This is a genomic window from Spirillospora sp. NPDC052269 (genome assembly GCF_040679435.1).
Classification (GTDB): domain Bacteria; phylum Actinomycetota; class Actinomycetes; order Streptosporangiales; family Streptosporangiaceae; genus Spirillospora.
Genome location: NZ_JBFAUU010000003.1, coordinates 429,894 through 447,042, shown reverse-complemented (window position 1 = coordinate 447,042; position 17,149 = coordinate 429,894). Strand labels below are relative to the sequence as shown.

The following is a 17,149-nucleotide window of genomic DNA, read 5'->3' as shown; positions in this document are numbered from 1 at the left end:
AGGGGGGCTCACCCTGCGGCCTAGAGAGGGTCCAGTTCGCCCAGACCCATGGTCCGCAGGGTGTGGTTCGCCATCTGCAGGTGGCCGACGGCGTTGGGGTGGGCCGGGTCGTCGAGCCACGGGATCGGATCATCCGTCCCGTGGTGCTCCAGCCAGTGGGCCTCGTGGTCGACGAGCAGCGCGCCGCTTTCCTGTGCGATCTCCCGCACGGCCTGGCAGTACGCCGGAAGTGCCGCGCGCCGCTCCCGGCCCGAGGCGCTGACGAGCGCCGGCGTGTGCAGGACGACCTGCGTACGCGGCCCCGCCCCGGCGATGATCCGATGCATCGCGTCATGGAACTCGGGCAGTCCGTCCTCCCCGGCGAGGCAGTCGTTGGTGCCGAGCGAAACCGACAGCACATCAGGTTCGAACCGGCCGATGAGGCGCTGGTGGGCCGCGAGCACGTCGACGGCGCCCCACGCGGAGACGCCAGTGTTGACGACGACATCGGTGAGGTGGCCCAGCTGCCACCGGACCCGCTCATGCAGATGCTCGACCCAGCCGCGAGCACCATGGGTGTGCAACACGGCCTGGGTGATGCTGTCCCCGGTCGCTACCCACGTCATGGGCTCGTCCGACAGCCGGATCATGCTGTTCCCCCTCTATGACCGGCCGCCGCAGGTCCCCGGCGACCGCCGTGCTCGGTCGGACGCCATCGTGCCCGTCCAAAATCCTCCACACAACGTCGGCCCCGGGGCGACCCGACCGGGGTGATCAGGCGTCGGTGGGGGATGGGCGCCAGCCGGACTGGCTCCAGACGTCGGCCTCGCGCAGGATGGCCCACACACAGTCGCCCTTGGCGTCGGCATAGGCGTCGACGGTGTGCCATTCGCGCGTGGCCAGTCCGCGTTTGACGTCCTCGTACCGCTGCCGCGCCTCGGGGTGGGCGCGCAGGTGGTCTCGGAAGAGCAGGGCCTGCTGCTGGCTGACGCAGCCCTCGCGGCGCACGTGGCAGTTGACGTCGAACTCGGCGTCCCGCCGGGTGAATATCCACTTGCGGAGGTCGGTGCACCAGTCGCCGAGCCAGCGCAGTCCGGTGGACTCGACCGCGTCGATGAGCGCGCCGCTCTCGCCGATGTGCTCGCGCGAGGGTTGTTCGACCGGTTCGTCCGGCGGGACCATGCCGGTCCGGGCCCAGGGACGGAAGTCGCGCACCGACACCTGGACGTCGATGACCGGCTTGGCCGCGAGCCCCGGAACCGAGGTGGAACCGATGTGGTGAATGCCGGTCAGCCGATCACCCAGGACGGGCGCCAAGGCCCCGCGCAGGTCCGCCCCGATCTCCACGAAAAGCGCCGGCCACCGTGGATCCGGCGGAGCAAGAACGATCTTGGACATTCCCCCGACCCTACTCGCCGCCCCGCGGCCAAGCCGGTTCGACGCCGATTCCCATCCGCGGAACCGCGAACCGTCATTGCCAGCGCCCGACTCCGCCCATGCGTAGCCTGACCTCGGCGCGTCCACCTGCAAGCACCCACACAGCGGGAACGTATGACACAGCCTGCCTGGGCCACCGATCCGTCCACTCTCCTCATCTCGGAGAAGCAGTACGACGACCTTCCCGAGGACCTCGCTCACACAGTCGAGGTCGTCGAGGGCAACATCATCTTCTGTCAGCCCCCGACGTCCGAGCACCAGATGGTGGCCTTCCGGTTGCAGACGGCCCTGCTGACAGCCAGGCCCTCCGATTCGTCCGTTCAGGTGTTCCAAGGCACGGACATGAAGTTCGCGTTCGTGAACCCGCGCATCAGCGACGAGCGCAAGCGGTTCACTCTGCGTCGTCCGGACGTCAGCGTCCTGCGCTGCATTGAGCGCGGAAGCAGGATGACCTCCGCCGATGTTCTGGTGGCGATCGAGATCACCAGCACCAACGAGGACACCGACTTCGTCGACAAGAAGGCCGAGTACGCCTTCCAGCGGATTCCCGCCTTCCTCATCGTGGTCATGGAGAACACCCGCATCCACTCTGTGGAGGACTACCGCCTCGATTGGGCGGGACGTGCCTACCGCCTGATCACCGTCCACCGCGGCGCGCTCACCACCGAACTCCCCGAGGGCATCAAGCTGGATGTTCCGTTCACGACCCTCGAAGAGATGTGACCCGGCCCTCCGCCCCGGTTCGGAAAAGGACGTTCCTTGAAGCGGCGACGCGAGGTGCGTACCCGTCGACCAGCAGAGGCCGCTCGGGCGCAGGCCAATGAGATCCGCGCAAGATTTGGTTGAGCGGGCTCGAACCAGCGCCGCTCCCTGGACCCTGCGGCCCGGAGGGAGCACTCTCCGGACTGGTTCGCGTGTCTGTGGCACGGTGTGCCCAGTGCGGTCGAGGGCCAAGCGCGCGGCTGTATGCAGGCTGCGGGGGATACTCTCGCCTCCGTCGATCGGGAGCGCTGATCGCTACACGTCAGGATGTGATCATGGAGTTCGCCTCAGGACCGCCCAGCCGGTGGATCTTGACCCTCAAGAGCGGCTCGGAGATCGAAATCTGGGCGGACGGCTATAGCGACGAAGGCGATCACTATCTGTTCGACGCGTTGGTTCGTGCCTCCCCTGATGAGCAGCGCCAAGTCGAGGTCACGAATCGCACCCCTCGCGACGCACAGAAGGTGCTCATCGTTGTGGCTCGGGTGCCTGTGGCTGAAGTCGTGTCACTGAACGGCGGACCGGTAGGTCCCGACCAGGAGGACCTGACACCTTGACCATCCCGCTCATCCGTGCGAGATCGTCGTGCCGTTGGGGGGCAAGGGGACTCGTGGTCACTTGCGGGGCGATCGGCGTGGAGGGGCAGGTCAGCGGGTTGCCAGGTCGGGTGGTGGGTTCATGACCGGGGTGGAGATCTCGTGGTCGCCTCGGTAGAGGCGGGCGACGATGTCTTCGATGCCGGTTTCGCGGAGGGCTATGTCGCGGACGTCGTAGCGGGCGGCGAGGGCGGCGACCACGGACGCGGCGTTCGCGCCGTCGGGGAGGCGGAGGGTCTGGCGCGGGCCCTCGGTGTCGGTCACCTCGACGCCGTCCAGTTCGATCGGGGGGATCGGGGCGGCGAGTTCGACGACCAGCTGGCGGTCAGCCCCGGCGGCGCGGCGGAGGGCGGCCAGGTCCCCGTCGAACGCCGGACGGCCGTGGTCGATGATCATCACGCGGCGGCAGAGGCGTTCGATGTCGCCGAGGTCGTGGGTGGTCAGCAGGATCGTGGTGCCGCGCTCGGCGTTCAGGCGGGCGAGGAAACCGCGGACGGTCGCCTTGCTCACCACGTCCAGGCCGATCGTCGGCTCGTCCAGGACGAGCAGTTCGGGGTCGTGGAGGAGCGCGGCGGCCAGGTCACCGCGCATGCGCTGGCCGAGGCTGAGCTGCCGGACGGGGGTCGCCAGGAACGGCTCCAGTTCCAGCAGCGCGGTCAGCTCCGCCAGGCGCGTCCGGTAGGCGTGCTCCTCGACCCGGTACAGGCGCCGGACGAGGGTCAGGCTGTCCTTCAGCGGCAGGTCCCACCAGAGCGTCGTGCGCTGCCCGAACACCACGCCGATGCGGCGGGCGAGCGCGGTCCGGGCACGGGACGGGTCGAGACCCGCCACCCGGACCCGTCCGGACGTCGGGGTGAGGATGCCGGTGAGCATCTTGATCGTGGTGCTCTTGCCCGCGCCGTTCGGCCCGAGGTACCCGAGGAACTCGCCGCGGTCCACGGTGAACGTCACCCCGTCCACCGCGCGGACCGGCGTCCGCTCGCGGCGCAGCCGCCGGCCGTTCCTGCGGCGCAGGACGAAGGTCTTGGTCACGTCGGTCATCTCGATCATGGGTTCCCCTCCCGGCGTCAGTTGCCTGTCGAGCGGTAGTGGCGCAGGCCCGCCCGCCACGCCACGGCCGCGACCGCGCACAGCGCCGCCCCGACGACGGGCGAGGCGAACCGCGTCCAGCCCGGAAGCCCCAGCGGGTCGGGCCTGCCGAGGACGTACAGGGCGGGCGCCCAGTTCACGAACGCCAGCGGGACGACGAACGTCACGCCGCGGACGAAGTCGCGCGCGAACAGCGTCATCGGGTACTGCGTCAGGAACGCCCCGCCGTAGGTGATCGCCTTGGTCGCGCCCTGGCTGTTCAGCAGGACGAACTGGAGCGCCGCGCACAGCACCCACAGCCCGGCGAAGATCACCACGCCGGACACCACCATCACCGGCACCATCGCGACGCGGCCCGGCGTCCACGCGATCGGCAGCCGGGGCAGCGCGAGCGCCAGGACCAGCGTCGGCGGGACGAGCCGGCCGAACCGGCGCGGGGAGAAGTCCTCGGTCGCGATCTGGATCAGCGGGCTCACCGGACGCACCAGCAGCGCGTCGAGCGTCCCCTCCCGGACGTGCTCACCGAGCCGTTCGGTCGTGCCGAGCAGGATGTCGGACGTCGCGAACGCCAGCGCGGACGTGCCGTACAGGAACAGGACCTCCGAGGCGGTGAACCCGGCGATCCGCGGCGTCCGGCTGAACAGGACCATGATCCCCATGATGTCGAGCCCGGTCGTCACCATGGTCCCGAGCGCGAGCAGCGTGAGCGACACCGGGTACTGCGCGGCCGCCCGGATCCACGTCCAGGCGAGCAGGCAGTACGTCGAGACCGCCTGCCCGGCCCGGGGGAGCGGCCCGGCGCCGCCGGCCGTCTCGCTAACCACCCTGGGCCTCCAGCCTGCGCGTCGCGGCGTGGGTCAGGAGCCGTCCGGCCGCGAGCAGCCCGGCGGCCCAGGCCGCCTGGAACGCCAGCCCGGACAGCAGCGCTCCGCCGGTGCGCTGACCGAGGAACACGTCGGCGGGTATCTGGACCAGCCCGGACCACGGCAGTGCCCGCGCGACGTTCCCGAGCGTCTCGGGGAACGCCACGAGCGGCACGATCATCCCGGAGAAGAACATCGACAGCACCAGCATCACGGCGTTGATGCCGCGCTCGTCGTGCAGCCAGAACATCGAGAGCGTGACCAGGTACCGCAGCGAGAAGCTCAGCAGGACGGCCAGCCCGGCCGACACCGCGAACGCGGCCGCCTCGCCGGGGGACGGCGGCCGCATCGTGAACAGCAGCGCCCCGACCAGCATCGGCGGCACTGCGCGCAGCAGCAGCGTCGACAGGGCCCGGCCGACGTCGTCGGCGAGCCACCACGCCTGCAGGTCCACCGGGCGGTGCAGGTCGATCGCCACGTCCCCGGACCGGATGCGCTGGGCCAGCTCCATGCCGCCGAAGATCTGCACCGGCCCGATCAGGGCCTGGGTGAGGAAGGAGTAGGTCACCGCGTCGGTGGCGTCGTAGCCGCCGAGCCCGGGACGGGCGTGCCAGAGCGCGAGCAGGATCGCGGCGCGGACGACGCCGAAGAAGGAGTTCGTGACGGCCTCGGCCATCGAGCCGAGGGGATAGGCGGAATGTCGTCGCAGTGCGTACCAGGAGACCCACGGAATGACGCCCACCTGTCAGGAGCCTAGAACGCCCCGCGCGAACGTTCCAGCAGTTTTCCGCGCCGACCCGGGAGACGCGGCGGGCCCCGGGACCTGCCCTGGTCCCGGGGCCCTGGAGGTTGCCGCCCCTTCGCACGCCGGCGGCGTTTAAGGAGACGGATCATCATCAATCCGTTCGTGCTCTCCCGATTGAGCTATCGGACCATGGAAGAGGTCCGAGCCAGATTCGAACTGGCATCCGACGGAGTCCGTCCGTCTCCGGTCGATCCGGCGATGAGCGGAGATGCTGAATCTGGAGCGAGAGTCTCAACTTCATGCGGCTGCCTCTACCTGCTTGGGCCACCCGGGCATGGAGTGCACGGGGGAGGACTCGAACCTCCACTGTCACCGACTCGGATCAGACTGAGCTTCATCCTCAGCTTCACGCCCCCTCCGGGGCGCGCCCCCGCGCTCCAAGCGGGGGAGTCTCTGGTGTTCAGTTGTAGGACGTCGGCGCGGGCGGTCAGCCCTCGGGGGCGAAGAGGTAGGCGAACACCGCGTCGCCGATCTTGCGGTCGGTGACCTCGGTCGCGTTGGCCTCCTCGCGGGCGAACTTCACCGCCGCCTGGAGCCGCTCGACCCTGTCGCGCAGGCCGTTCACGCGGCGGGCCGGAAGCGCGCCGGAGAAGGACACCTTCGTCCAGGTGCCCACGACGACGTCCTCGGTGTACATCTCGACCTGCGCCGGGTGCTCCTTGGTCGCCTCGTACAGGACGTGGCTGCGCGGGATCTTCTTGGTCCGCGCGGTCTCCACCGGCTCGGTGCGCCACACGTCCTGGCTCTCGTCGTAGGTCCAGGGCTCCGACGGGTCGAGCACCGGCAGCTTGTCGACCAGCGTGCGCAGGTCGGTGAGCTGCTTCTCCAGGAACAGCAGGTACGGCACCGGGACGGCGGTCAGCAGCGTCCGGCCGTCCACGACCACGTCGGCGACGGCGTCCCGGTTCGCCCAGTCCTTGGTGGCGGTCACGTCGAACAGCCGGGTCAGCGCGCGGGCGACGTCGCGGAGCGCGTCCTCGGCCTTCACCTGGACGCGGGTGGACTCGGCCGGCAGCGTCTCGCCGTCCTCGTCCCGCGGCCGGTAGGTGCGCGACAGGCCCGAGAGCAGCGCGGGCTTCTGCAGCTCGTGGTAGGCGTCGGTCAGCTCGCGCTGCGTGCGCGACTTCACGCCCTTCTCCACGGCGATGATCTGGTTGAGCTTCGGCATGGGACGGCGCCCCCTCTCGTGCGGTGATGAATGCGGCGAACGCGTAGAAACGCGTGCGAACATGGTCACCGTAGCGAGGGGGCGCCGCCGGGCGCATGCGAATTACTACGGAAGCGCGGGCTTTCCGGTCGAATAGATCCAGGTCTGGAAGAACGGGTTCAGATCCTGGCCGGAGACCTTGTTCGCGAGCGCGACGAACTGCGCGGTGTTCCCGTTGCCGTACCGGTGCGTGGTCGCCCAGGCCCGCAGCAGGGAGAAGAACCTGTCGTCGCCGATCTTCTCGCGCAGCAGCTGCAGGACGGTCGCGCCGCCGCTGTACACGCGGTCGTTGAACATCGTGTCCCGCTGCGGGTCGGAGATCTTCACCGACCAGTACGGGTTGTCCGGCTTGTCCGGGAACGGGTAGGAGTTGTAGATCGACCGGACCCGGTCGTGGACGGTCACGCCGCCGTGCTTCTCCGTCCAGTAGTACGCCGACCAGGACGCGAAGCTCTCGTTCAGCCAGATGTCCTTCCACTGCGCGACCGAGACGCTGTCGCCGAACCACTGGTGGGCCAGCTCGTGCGCGATGGTGGAGGTGTTCCGGACGGCCGAGTAGACCGGCTTGCTCTGCGTCTCCAGGGAGAAGCCGAGCGGCTTGCCCTCGTAGACCGCGTTGTCGGCGATCGCCCCGGTCGTCTCGAACGGGTACTCGCCCCACATCTTGGACCACAGGTCGGTGGCCTCGGCGGTGGTGTCGGTGAAGAACTTGACCGCGTCCGGCTGGCTGGTCTCCAGGACGGGGTCGACCGCGACGTAGTTGTTCAGCCCGCCGGGCGTCTTGGTCCGGCTGACGTCCCACTTGCCGATGTCGATGGTCGCCAGGTAGCTGGCCATCGGCTTGTCCTCACGCCACTTGAACGTGCTGGCCGGCACGGCGGCGGTGCGGCCGCGGAACGTCGCCGTCCTGTCCTGCTTGCCGGTCGGCAGGCCGTTCGCGACGACGGTCAGGCCCTTCGGCACGGTCACCGTGTAGTCGTAGGTGGCCTTGTCGCTCGGGTGGTCGTTGACGGGGAACCAGGTGTTCGCGCCGTTCGGCTCGTCCCCGATGAACGCGCCGTCGGGCGTCTTGAGGAACCCGTAGGGCGAGCCGAACACGATCGGCGAGCCCACGATGGTCTTCGGCACGCCGCCGTAGGTCACCGACACGTGGAACTCCGAGTTCCGGCGCAGCCCGTGCCGGGGCGTGATCTTCAGTTCCTGGCCCTGGTGGTGGAAGGAGGCGCGGCGCCCGTCCACCACGACCTTCGACACCTCCATCCCGGTCAGGTCGAGGTCGAAGGAGGACAGGTTCTGGGTGGCCTTGGCGGTCATCGTGACCGTGCCGGCGAGCTGTCCGCTGCTCGTGTCGTAGGCCAGGTCGAGTGAGTAGTGCCGGGCGTCGTAGCCGCCGTTCCCCTCCAGGGGGAAGTAGGGGTCGCCCACGCCCTCGGCGCCCGGGGTGTACCGGGGCGGGGACGCGGAGGCGGGGAGGGCGGACGCGAGTCCCACCGCGGTGACGGCGGCCAGCGCGAGCGGAAGGAAACGGCCGGGAGTGCGGAGGGACGGGATGAGGCGGGGGGAACGCCTTGCCATCGGTTGTGATCCTCTCCCTCGGGGGGTGTGTGAAGATCACCCTGCCTCCGAGGGGGACGAAAGTCGATAGATGTTCCCTTATTGGACGAATCGCCTCGCGAGTGACAACCGAGACGCCGTCTCGCGCGTCGTCCACCCACCTGCGGAGAGTCGGGCCGCGCCCGTCCCGGACACGGCAGAAGGCCCCTCCGGGTGTAGGACGGAGGGGCCTTCTGTCGCGGTGCGGCCGTGGGGGCGACCACGGCCGCTGGGCCGGTCGGCCAGGCCGGTCGCGAGACCGGCCCGGCGGGGGCCGTGTCGACCGGCCCGTCACGGGCCCGGGGGACGGCCCGATGACGCGGGTTTAGTGGAACTGCGCCTCTTCGGTGGAGCCCTTCAGCGCGGTGGTGGAGGAGTCCGGCGAGATCGCGGTGCTGACCATGTCGAAGTAGCCCGTGCCCGACTCGCGCTGGTGCTTGACGGCGGTGAAGCCGCGCTCGACCGACGCGAACTCGCGCTCCTGCAGCTCGACGTAGGCGGTCATGCCCTCGCGGGCGTAGCCGTAGGCCAGGTCGAACATGCCGTGGTTGAGCGCGTGGAAGCCGGCCAGGGTGATGAACTGGAACTTGAAGCCCATGTGGCCGAGCTCGCGCTGGAACTTGGCGATGGTCGCGTCGTCCAGGTGCTGCTTCCAGTTGAAGGACGGCGAGCAGTTGTAGGCGAGCATCTGGTCGGGGTACTCGGCCTTGACCGCCTCGGCGAACTTCCGGGCCTGCTCCAGGTCCGGGGTGCCGGTCTCCATCCAGATGAGGTCGGAGTACGGCGCGTAGGCCTTGGCGCGCGCGATGCACGGCTCGATGCCGTTCCTCACGTGGTAGAAGCCCTCGGCGGTGCGCTCGCCGGTGATGAACTCGCGGTCGCGCTCGTCCACGTCGGTCGTGATCAGGGTCGCGGCCTCGGCGTCGGTCCGCGCGATGATCAGGGACGGGACGCCGGCGATGTCCGCGGCCAGGCGCGCGGTGTTCAGCGTCTTGACGTGCTGCGAGGTCGGGATGAGGACCTTGCCGCCCAGGTGGCCGCACTTCTTCTCGGAGGCCAGCTGGTCCTCCCAGTGCACGCCCGCGGCACCGGCCGCGATCATGCCCTTCATCAGCTCGAAGGCGTTGAGCACGCCGCCGAACCCGGCCTCGGCGTCGGCGACGATCGGGGCCATGTAGTGGACGTCGCCCGAGTCCTCGCTCCACTGCACCTGGTCGGCGCGCATGAGCGCGTTGTTGATGCGGCGGACCACGGCCGGGACCGAGTTGGCCGGGTAGATGCTCTGGTCGGGGTAGGTCTGGCCGGCCAGGTTGGCGTCGGCGGCGACCTGCCAGCCGGACAGGTAGATGGCCTTGAGTCCGGCCTTCACCTGCTGGACGGCCTGCATGCCGGTGAGCGCGCCGAGCGAGTGGACGTAGTCCTCCTCGTGCAGCAGCTTCCACAGGCGCTCCGCGCCGAGACGGGCGAGAGTGTGCTCCTCCTGCACCGAGCCGCGCAGCTTGACGACGTCCTCGGCCGTGTAGGTCCGCTCGACGCCCTGCCACCGCTGGTCGGTGCTCCACTGCCGCCGCAGCTCGTCCGCTGCGCCCTTGAGGCGACCTTCGCTCATCGTTCTGCCCTTCCATAAGCCCGGGACGGGACGGAACCGACCGGGGCCGAACCGCCCCGGGGATGTCGTCCCCTGGGTGCTTGCCTCGACTATGCCCACGTCGGACACGCCAAATGAACCGGGAAGTAGCGAAACTTCTGCCGAATTTTCGCTATGATGAAGCCGTGACGACCTTGCGGCCAGAAGAACCCCTTAACTTGACGAGTGACGTAGATCTCGTCACCTTCGGGCAGCGGCTCCGCCATCTCCGGCGCAGCCGCGGGATGACGCTCGCCGACCTCGGCGAGCGGGTCGGCCGCGCGCCGTCCCAGCTGTCCCTGCTGGAGAACGGGCGGCGCGAGCCGAAACTGTCGCTCCTGCAGGCTTTGGCGAACGCGCTGGAGGTGCCGATCGAGGAGCTGCTGCGCCGCCAGCCGCCGTCCCGCCGCGCCCAGCTGGAGATCGCGCTGGAGGAGGCCCAGCGCGACCCGCTCTACCGGCAGCTGGGCCTGGCGCACCTCAAGGTCGGCAAGCGGATGCCGAACGAGATCCTCGAGCACCTCCTCGCCCTGTACGGGGAGCTGCGGCGCTCGCACACCAAGCCCACCGCCTCCCCGGAGGAGGCGCGCAAGGCCAACGCCGAACTGCGCCGCCAGATGCACGAGCGCGGCAACTACTTCGGCGAGATCGAACAGGTCGCGGCCCAGACCCTGGACGCGGTCGGCTACCGGACCGGCGCGGTCTCCCAGGGCATGCTGATGGGCCTGGTCGGCCACTTCGGGTTCAGCCTCCAGTACGTCCGCGACCTGCCCCGGTCCGTCCGGTCCATCACCGACCTGCGGAACCGGCGCATCTACCTGGAGCGCGAGCAGCTCGGCATGCACACGCCGCGCACGATCCTGCTGCAGACGCTCGGGCACATCGCGCTCGGCCACGACCAGCCCCGCGACTTCGCCGACTTCCTGCGGCAGCGCGTCGAGGCCAACTACTTCGGCGCGGCGATCCTCATGCCCGAGCGGGCCGTCGTGCCGTTCCTGTCGGAGGCCAAGCAGGCGCGCGAGCTGTCGGTGGAGGACCTGGCGGACGTGTTCTCGGTGTCGTACGAGATGGCCGCGCACCGGTTCACCAACATGGCCACCCACCACCTCGACCTGCAGCTGCACTTCACCAAGAACGACGAGAACGGCACCATCTACAAGGCCTACGCCAACGACGGCCTGGTCTTCCCGCAGGACGAGGACGGCGCGATCGAGGGCCAGCGGATGTGCCGTGAATGGGCCGGACGCCACGTCTTCGGCGCCGCCGACCGCTTCTCGGTCTACTACCAGTACACCGACACCCCGACCGGGACGTACTGGTGCCTGTCCCACATCGACCCCTCGCACGAGCGCGACTTCGCCATCACGCTCGGCGTCCGGTTCGAGGACTCGCGCTGGTTCCGCGGCCGCGAGACCACCAACCGGGTCAAGTCGGCCTGCCCGGACGGCGACTGCTGCCAGCGTCCGCCGCGTGAGCTGGCCGAACGATGGGAGGGGATGGCCTGGCCGTCCGCCCGCGCGCACTCGCACGTCCTGTCGGTCCTGCCGCCCGGCGCGTTCCCCGGCGTGGACGAGGCCGACGTTTACATGTTCCTGGACAAGCACTCCGCCGAATAGCGCGGCGAACACGGGAAACGCCCGCCGGAACCCTTGACACAGGGGTTCCGGCGGGCGTTTGGTCATGTGACCCCGGACGCCTGTTACCCACGGTAACCCGCGAACGGTGCTACCGTGGGTAACAGTTGATATTGGAGGAAGGGTCAATAACGATGTCCGACACCGAGGCGACGACGCCGTTCTCGCTGGAACTGAGTGAGGACCTCTCCGAGGTCAAGAGCTGGGTGCACGATTTCGCCGGCGACGTCATCCGCCCCGCCGCCGAGGAGTGGGACGAGCGCGAGGAGACCCCCTGGCCGATCATCCAGGAGGCGGCCAAGGTCGGCCTGTACTCGCTGGACTTCTTCGCCACCCAGTGGCTGGAGCCGACCGGCCTCGGCATCCCCGTCGCCTTCGAGGAACTGTTCTGGGGCGACGCGGGCATCGCGCTGTCCATCGTCGGCACCGGCCTCGCCGCCGCGTCCGTCGCCGCCACCGGCACCCCTGAGCAGATCGCCGAGTGGGTGCCGCAGATGTTCGGCACCGCCGACGACGTCAAGCTCGGCGCGTTCTGCGCCTCCGAGCCCGACGCCGGATCCGACGTCGGCGCCATCCGCGCCCGCGCCGTTTATGACGAGGCCAAGGACGAGTGGGTGCTGAACGGCACCAAGACCTGGGCCACCAACGGCGGCATCGCCGACGTCCACGTGGTCGTCGCGTCCGTCCACCCCGACCTCGGCAGCCGCGGCCAGGGCAGCTTCATCATCCCGCCGAACACCCCCGGCCTCCGCCAGGGCCAGAAGTTCAAGAAGCACGGGATCCGCGCCTCCCACACCGCCGAGGTCGTCCTGGACGGCGTCCGGATCCCCGGCAACCTCATCGTGGGCGGCAAGGAGAAGTTCGACGCCCGCATCGCCCGCGTCCGCGAGGGCAAGCGCGCCAAGGGCCAGGCCGCGATGAAGACCTTCGAGACCACCCGTCCCACCGTGGGCGCGATGGCCGTCGGCGTCGCCCGCGCCGGGTACGACTACGCCCTCCAGTACGCCACCGAGCGCGAGCAGTTCGGCCGCAAGATCGGCGACTTCCAGGCCGTCGCCTTCAAGCTCGCCGACATGAAGTGCCAGGTCGACGCCGCCCGCCTCATGGTCTGGCGCGCCGCCTGGATGGCCCGCAACGGCAAGGAGTTCACCAGCGCCGAGGGCTCCATGGCCAAGCTCATGGCCTCCGAGGCCGCCGTCCGCGTCACCGAGGACGCCATCCAGATCCTCGGCGGCAACGGCTACACCCGCGAGTACCCCGTCGAGCGCATGCACCGCGACAGCAAGATCTTCACGATCTTCGAGGGCACCAGCGAGATCCAGCGCCTCGTCATCGGCCGCACCATCACCGGCCTCCCGGTGCGCTGACCGCCCGACCCGGCTCGGACACTCCCGCCCGTGAGGTGCGGTCCAGGTGACGACCGGTCCGAGGCCAGTTTCAAGGGCCTCGGACCGGTCGTCCTTGCGTTGGGGGATCGGGGGCCACCCGCACATCACCCGACTCATCGGGGACATGGCCGAGGGGCGCGACCCGGGCGTCGCCGTGGGGAGACCTTCGTCCGAAGAGGGTCTCAGCCGCGGGCGAGGCGGGCTTCGATGTCGGTGAGGGCGTCGGACGTGAAGGTGCGCAGGAACGGGACGACGATGACCGCGGTCGCCGCCGCGAAGACGCCGAAGGCGGCCTGGGGTCCGAACCACTGCGCGAGTGCGCCGGCCAACGCGGTGCCCAAGGGGATGGAGCCCCAGCCGAACAGCCGGGAGGCGGCGCTGTACCGGCCCATCATGTCCGGGTCGACCAGCACCTGGCTGAGGGTGCGGGAGTTGACGGTCCAGAGGCCGCCTCCCAGGCCACCGAGGAAGGCGGCGAAACCGACCGCCCACACGTTCGTGGTCGCCGCGGGCACCGCCACCATCGCGCAGGTGAGGAAGACGTTGGCGAACATCACCCGTCGTCGTCCGAACAGCCGGTTCAGGACGCCCACGGCCAGCGTCCCGACGACGCCGCCGACGCCCAGTGCGGCGACCAGCGCGCCGTATTCGCCCGCGTTCAGGCCCATCATCCTGGTCGCGACGAGCGGCATGAGGGCGAACCACGCGCCCCAGCAGGTGGCCAGCACGGCGACCGTCAGCGCCAGCATCCGCAACAGTCTCTGGCGCCACAGGAAGCGCACACCCTCGGCGGCCTGTTCGCGGACGGACGGCACGGGCCCGCCGACGGCGCGCTGGACCCGGAACCGGCCGGCGAGGAACACCAGGAAGACCATGGCGAGCAGGTAGCCGCCGACAGTGGTCCCGAGCGCGACCGCGGCGCCCGCCACCATGAGGAGGCCTCCCAGGAACGGTCCGGCGAACTCGTTGCACAGCGTTTCGGCCGCGCTCATCCACGTGTTGACCCGCTGCCGGCCGGCCGGCGCCACCGCGGCGGGCACGATGGCCGCGGCCGAGGTCAGCGCGATCACCTCGGCGACACCGAGCGCCGCCCCGCCCGCATAGAGCACCGGCAGGGTCATCCGGTCGGCGGCCACCAGGGCCAGCAGGACGAGCACGATCGCCATCTGCATGCCGCCCGCGACCCACAACAGCCCGCGCCGGTCGGCACGATCCACCAGGACGCCCACCGGCAGCGCGATCAGCAGCCACGGCAGCGACAACGTCAGCAGTACTCCGGAGACCAGCGCCGGAGAGTGGGTCAACGACGTGGCGATCATCGGCAGGGCGATCTTGGTGATCCCGTCCGCCAGGTTCGTCAGGATGGTGAAGACCACCAGGACCCAGGCGTTGCGCCCGCGCCGGTCCGCGATGCGGGATCGCTCGCCCCGCCCGTCCACGGGCCCGTCCGTGATGACCGCTTCCGTCACCGTCAACTCCTGTCCAGGTTCACACCCCGTCACGGGGGAACGCCTGGCGCCCCCGTCCGGGCACAGGGGGTGATCGTAATGGCATGACAGGCCGAGGTCCGAATGATTTGTTGAGGTCCGAATGGACCACTGGTTGGGGTAGATGATCCGGATTGGCCTGGGGACGGACGGGTTGGCCCGGAGGACGTTCGCGATCTCGCCCGTGCACGCGGCGGACGAGCTCCTCATGCTCTGGCATCACCCGGACCAACTCGGCAGGCAATGGCGGCGGCCGACGCGCGAGGCCCTGCGCGTCCACCGGCTGGAGCTGCCGGCCGTCGTCACCGGCGGAGGACCGTACTGCCAATCGCCCGACTTCGTGAGTCCTGTCCCGGCGGCCTATGAGCGCAGCCCGGAGGCGGAGCCGCACCGGGTGGCGATCGGTCCCGGCACGTCCCGCACCAGAAGGTGCGCCGAACCGCGGAGGCCACGATCCAAGCGTGACCACCCCGGCAAGGATCCGGGAGGTGTCGCAGCCGGTCGAACACCCTCGAGCGCGAGGCGTCGGACCGGCTGCTTCCCGCTCGGAGGCGGCAGGCGGTCAGCGGACGTCCACGTAGTCGTTCGCCGACGTGGCGAACAGGCGCCCGTCTCCCGCGAACGCGACTCGCCAGGTGCCGTCGCGCTTGGCCGTGAATCGGGACCTGAACCAGCCGTAGCGGTTGGTCGCGCCGCCCCCGAGGTAGCTCCACCTCGTGGAACCGCGGGCCTGGAAGTAGAACGCGACCCTGCGCTTGCCGAGCGCTGTCGACACCCCGAGATTGTCCCGCCCGTTCGGCTTCATCCAGAACAGGTAGCCGGACAGCTTGACCGTGCCGCCCTTCCGGACGGGCTCGGGCGCGGCGTCGAACATCTCGATGCGCGTGGGGTACCGCATGGTCAGGGCGCGGGGGACGCTCACGCTCGGCCGCGTCGAGTCGGTCAGGGCGACCTTGGCCTGCCAGTCGCCGTCCCCGGGTGAGGGAGCGACGCACCGGCGGATCCAGCCGTCGGCGTCGGAAACGCCGCAGCCGTTCTGCCGCGTCCACGTCTTGCCGCCCTTGGGGCGGAAGTACAACGCGACTGCGTTGTAGAGGCCCTCGTCCGGCTCCCACCGGGTCGTCTTCCGCTGGATCCGGATGTCGGCCTCGACCCATCCGCTCGACTTCGGCTCGACGCGGACGTTCATGTCGGTGACGCGGGTCTCGTACCGGACGTCGTAGCGGATGGTCGGGACGCGGGCGACGGAGAAGAGGCCGCTGGAGAGATCGGCGTCCACCACCGCCGGGGCAACAGCGACGGCGTTGAACCGGAACCGCCCGTCCGGGGCGGTCCGGACCATCCCGGTGTAGCAGAGGTTGCCGGTCCGGCACTCCGCCACGAGAACCCCGGCGCCGGCGACGGGACGACCGTCCTGGCGCCGCACCCGCCCGGTGTAGGCGAACTTGGTGCCGTAGCCGAGGACGCGGGCCGGTGGCGGGTCGAGGGTGACGATCGCCGGAGCCTTCGCCCCCGCCGTGATCTTGACCAGCGGCGACCACCCGTCGTTGTACCGCGTGGGCTGGGAAGAGGCGTACTGCGCGGCATAGAAACCGGCGGACTCCAGGTGGCCGGACAGGTTGAACCGGCCCTCGGCGTCCGCGTGGATCCTGCCGACCTCCAGGAAGTTGTCGCAGCCGCGCATGCACCGGACGACCACCAGCGCGTCCCCGACCGGACGCGGCTCGGCCTCGTCGGTCACGATCCTGCCGGTGAACGTCACCTCGTCGTGGTCGGCGTCCACCTGGTCCCGCGAGGCGCGGAAGTCGGCGACCCGCGTCTTCGTCACGGGTGCGGCATGCGCGGCCGGGACGACGGCGAAGGCCCCTATCGATCCGGTCAGAAGGGCCACTGCGGGCAGGGCAGGACGCATTGCTTCACCATTCACGGGGGAGGAGGGCTCCCCAGAATGACGATCTTCACCTCTCAGGTCAAGATCAACACCAGTGCGTACCGGGGCTCCTCCGACGGGCCGCTCCGAGCACGTCATCCAACGGGTCAGATCCGCGACACGTCAGCCGACTCTCCGTGACTCCGAGCTCCGTCGTCTGACGCGTTCCTCAAGCGGACGCGCACCTGACGCGACTGCGAACCTGTCCTCAATTGCATGTGATGGTGTCCAAAACCCCTGACCCCTGGCCCGGCCAGGGCTGGTTTCCATCTGTGCCGGATTGATGGCATCCATGATCATAAAAGCGCATGTCCGGGCGAGGCCCGGCGGGTATTCTGCCCTCGCCATACATGCATATTGCGGGCGTCGAAGGACCGCAAGGCGTGCAGCGGCTCGCGCCGGGGACGTGGAACTGGACCTGTGAACGCCGAATGGGGGTGAACACCGAACGGGTCGAGGCGCTTCACCCGACGCTCACCCACCACATCGTCAACACTCTCGGCCGGCCCACGCTCAGGCCCCTGCAGCGGGAGGCGCTCAGGCCGCTCCCGGACGGTTCCGACGCCGTCCTGCTCGCGCCGACCGCCGAGGGCAAGACCGAGGCCGCCGCCTTCCCCTTGCTGACCGCGATGGAACAGCAGGGCTGGTCCGGAGTCTCGGTCGTTCCTGCAACGGCTCGGCCGCACCGGCCGCAGGCCTGGCTCCTCGCGAGCTTCTACTTCGGCGCCAACTTCCAGCCCACACGGCCCCGT

The 17,149-nt window shown here is 69.7% G+C and carries 14 protein-coding genes and 1 pseudogene; 5 read left to right on the top strand and 10 right to left on the bottom strand.

Translation table 11 applies throughout. The annotated features are described in order from the left end of the window. Nucleotides 1-20 precede the first annotated feature (20 nt). Entirely contained in the window at nt 21-629 is a 609-nt protein-coding gene (locus AB0L06_RS08545) for an SGNH/GDSL hydrolase family protein (protein ID WP_500230293.1), read from the bottom strand. A 124-nt stretch (nt 630-753) separates the two neighbouring features. Then, the gene (locus tag AB0L06_RS08540; RefSeq protein ID WP_500230292.1) at nt 754-1,377 is read right to left on the bottom strand and encodes a GrpB family protein; all 624 of its coding nucleotides are present in this window, start codon (nt 1,375-1,377) and stop codon (nt 754-756) included. 153 nt (nt 1,378-1,530) lie between these two features. Between AB0L06_RS08540 and AB0L06_RS08535 the strand changes: the two genes are divergently transcribed. Together AB0L06_RS08535 and AB0L06_RS08530 are read left to right on the top strand one after the other, a co-directional pair. Further along, the gene (locus tag AB0L06_RS08535) at nt 1,531-2,139 is read left to right on the top strand and encodes a Uma2 family endonuclease (protein WP_500230291.1); all 609 of its coding nucleotides are present in this window, start codon (nt 1,531-1,533) and stop codon (nt 2,137-2,139) included. A 314-nt stretch (nt 2,140-2,453) separates the two neighbouring features. Next, complete coding sequence (locus tag AB0L06_RS08530) at nt 2,454-2,735, top strand: hypothetical protein (protein WP_500230290.1); 282 nt, start codon at nt 2,454-2,456, stop codon at nt 2,733-2,735. Nucleotides 2,736-2,825: 90 nt separating this feature from the next. On the opposite strand, the gene AB0L06_RS08525 is transcribed toward AB0L06_RS08530, so the two are convergent. From AB0L06_RS08525 to aceA, 6 genes are all read right to left on the bottom strand, one after another. Further along, on the bottom strand, nt 2,826-3,824 hold the full coding sequence (locus tag AB0L06_RS08525) for an ABC transporter ATP-binding protein (RefSeq protein WP_500230289.1): 999 nt from the start codon (nt 3,822-3,824) through the stop codon (nt 2,826-2,828). Nucleotides 3,825-3,841: 17 nt separating this feature from the next. Continuing rightward, the gene (locus AB0L06_RS08520; protein WP_500230288.1) at nt 3,842-4,687 is read right to left on the bottom strand and encodes an ABC transporter permease; all 846 of its coding nucleotides are present in this window, start codon (nt 4,685-4,687) and stop codon (nt 3,842-3,844) included. Then, nucleotides 4,680-5,468 (bottom strand): ABC transporter permease, encoded by a 789-nt coding sequence (locus tag AB0L06_RS08515; protein WP_500230287.1) that lies wholly within the window; start codon nt 5,466-5,468, stop codon nt 4,680-4,682. Before AB0L06_RS08515 ends, AB0L06_RS08520 begins: the two co-directional genes overlap by 8 nt. A gap of 490 nt (nt 5,469-5,958) precedes the next feature. Continuing rightward, a complete protein-coding gene (locus AB0L06_RS08510) occupies nt 5,959-6,699 on the bottom strand; it encodes a DUF7873 family protein (RefSeq protein ID WP_500230286.1) in 741 nt (246 codons plus the stop codon). Nucleotides 6,700-6,804: 105 nt separating this feature from the next. Beyond that, nucleotides 6,805-8,313 (bottom strand): M1 family metallopeptidase, encoded by a 1,509-nt coding sequence (locus AB0L06_RS08505; protein ID WP_500230285.1) that lies wholly within the window; start codon nt 8,311-8,313, stop codon nt 6,805-6,807. 343 nt (nt 8,314-8,656) lie between these two features. Next, on the bottom strand, nt 8,657-9,940 hold the full coding sequence (aceA, locus tag AB0L06_RS08500) for an isocitrate lyase (protein ID WP_500230284.1): 1,284 nt from the start codon (nt 9,938-9,940) through the stop codon (nt 8,657-8,659). 197 nt (nt 9,941-10,137) lie between these two features. On the opposite strand from aceA, the gene AB0L06_RS08495 reads away from it, so the two are divergent. After that, nucleotides 10,138-11,574: a helix-turn-helix domain-containing protein gene (locus AB0L06_RS08495; protein WP_500230283.1), complete on the top strand. Its 1,437-nt coding sequence runs from the start codon at nt 10,138-10,140 to the stop codon at nt 11,572-11,574. Nucleotides 11,575-11,726: 152 nt separating this feature from the next. Next, nucleotides 11,727-12,959, top strand: coding sequence for an acyl-CoA dehydrogenase family protein (locus AB0L06_RS08490; RefSeq protein ID WP_500230282.1), 1,233 nt, complete (start codon nt 11,727-11,729; stop codon nt 12,957-12,959). 203 nt (nt 12,960-13,162) lie between these two features. Here AB0L06_RS08490 and AB0L06_RS08485 read toward each other — a convergent pair whose 3' ends face one another. Both AB0L06_RS08485 and AB0L06_RS08480 read right to left on the bottom strand, forming a co-directional pair. Next, nucleotides 13,163-14,449 (bottom strand): MFS transporter, encoded by a 1,287-nt coding sequence (locus AB0L06_RS08485; RefSeq protein WP_500230281.1) that lies wholly within the window; start codon nt 14,447-14,449, stop codon nt 13,163-13,165. A 580-nt stretch (nt 14,450-15,029) separates the two neighbouring features. Next, complete coding sequence (locus tag AB0L06_RS08480; protein ID WP_500230280.1) at nt 15,030-16,295, bottom strand: carboxypeptidase-like regulatory domain-containing protein; 1,266 nt, start codon at nt 16,293-16,295, stop codon at nt 15,030-15,032. Between the two features lie 410 nt (nt 16,296-16,705). Here AB0L06_RS08480 and AB0L06_RS08475 point away from each other — a divergent pair. Next, nucleotides 16,706-17,056, top strand: a pseudogene (locus AB0L06_RS08475) (DEAD/DEAH box helicase); the annotation flags it as partial. Nucleotides 17,057-17,149: the final 93 nt, after the last annotated feature.

Excerpts from the sequence above, each read along its gene's own strand:
- AB0L06_RS08545 (WP_500230293.1), bottom strand. The coding sequence starts at position 629 with ATGATCCGGCTGTCGGACGAGCCCATGACGTGGGTAGCGACCGGGGAC.
- AB0L06_RS08540 (WP_500230292.1), bottom strand. The coding sequence starts at position 1,377 with ATGTCCAAGATCGTTCTTGCTCCGCCGGATCCACGGTGGCCGGCGCTT.
- AB0L06_RS08535 (WP_500230291.1), top strand. The coding sequence starts at position 1,531 with ATGACACAGCCTGCCTGGGCCACCGATCCGTCCACTCTCCTCATCTCG.
- AB0L06_RS08530 (WP_500230290.1), top strand. The coding sequence starts at position 2,454 with ATGGAGTTCGCCTCAGGACCGCCCAGCCGGTGGATCTTGACCCTCAAG.
- AB0L06_RS08525 (WP_500230289.1), bottom strand. The coding sequence starts at position 3,824 with ATGATCGAGATGACCGACGTGACCAAGACCTTCGTCCTGCGCCGCAGG.
- AB0L06_RS08510 (WP_500230286.1), bottom strand. The coding sequence starts at position 6,699 with ATGCCGAAGCTCAACCAGATCATCGCCGTGGAGAAGGGCGTGAAGTCG.
- AB0L06_RS08505 (WP_500230285.1), bottom strand. The coding sequence starts at position 8,313 with ATGGCAAGGCGTTCCCCCCGCCTCATCCCGTCCCTCCGCACTCCCGGC.
- aceA (WP_500230284.1), bottom strand. The coding sequence starts at position 9,940 with ATGAGCGAAGGTCGCCTCAAGGGCGCAGCGGACGAGCTGCGGCGGCAG.
- AB0L06_RS08490 (WP_500230282.1), top strand. The coding sequence starts at position 11,727 with ATGTCCGACACCGAGGCGACGACGCCGTTCTCGCTGGAACTGAGTGAG.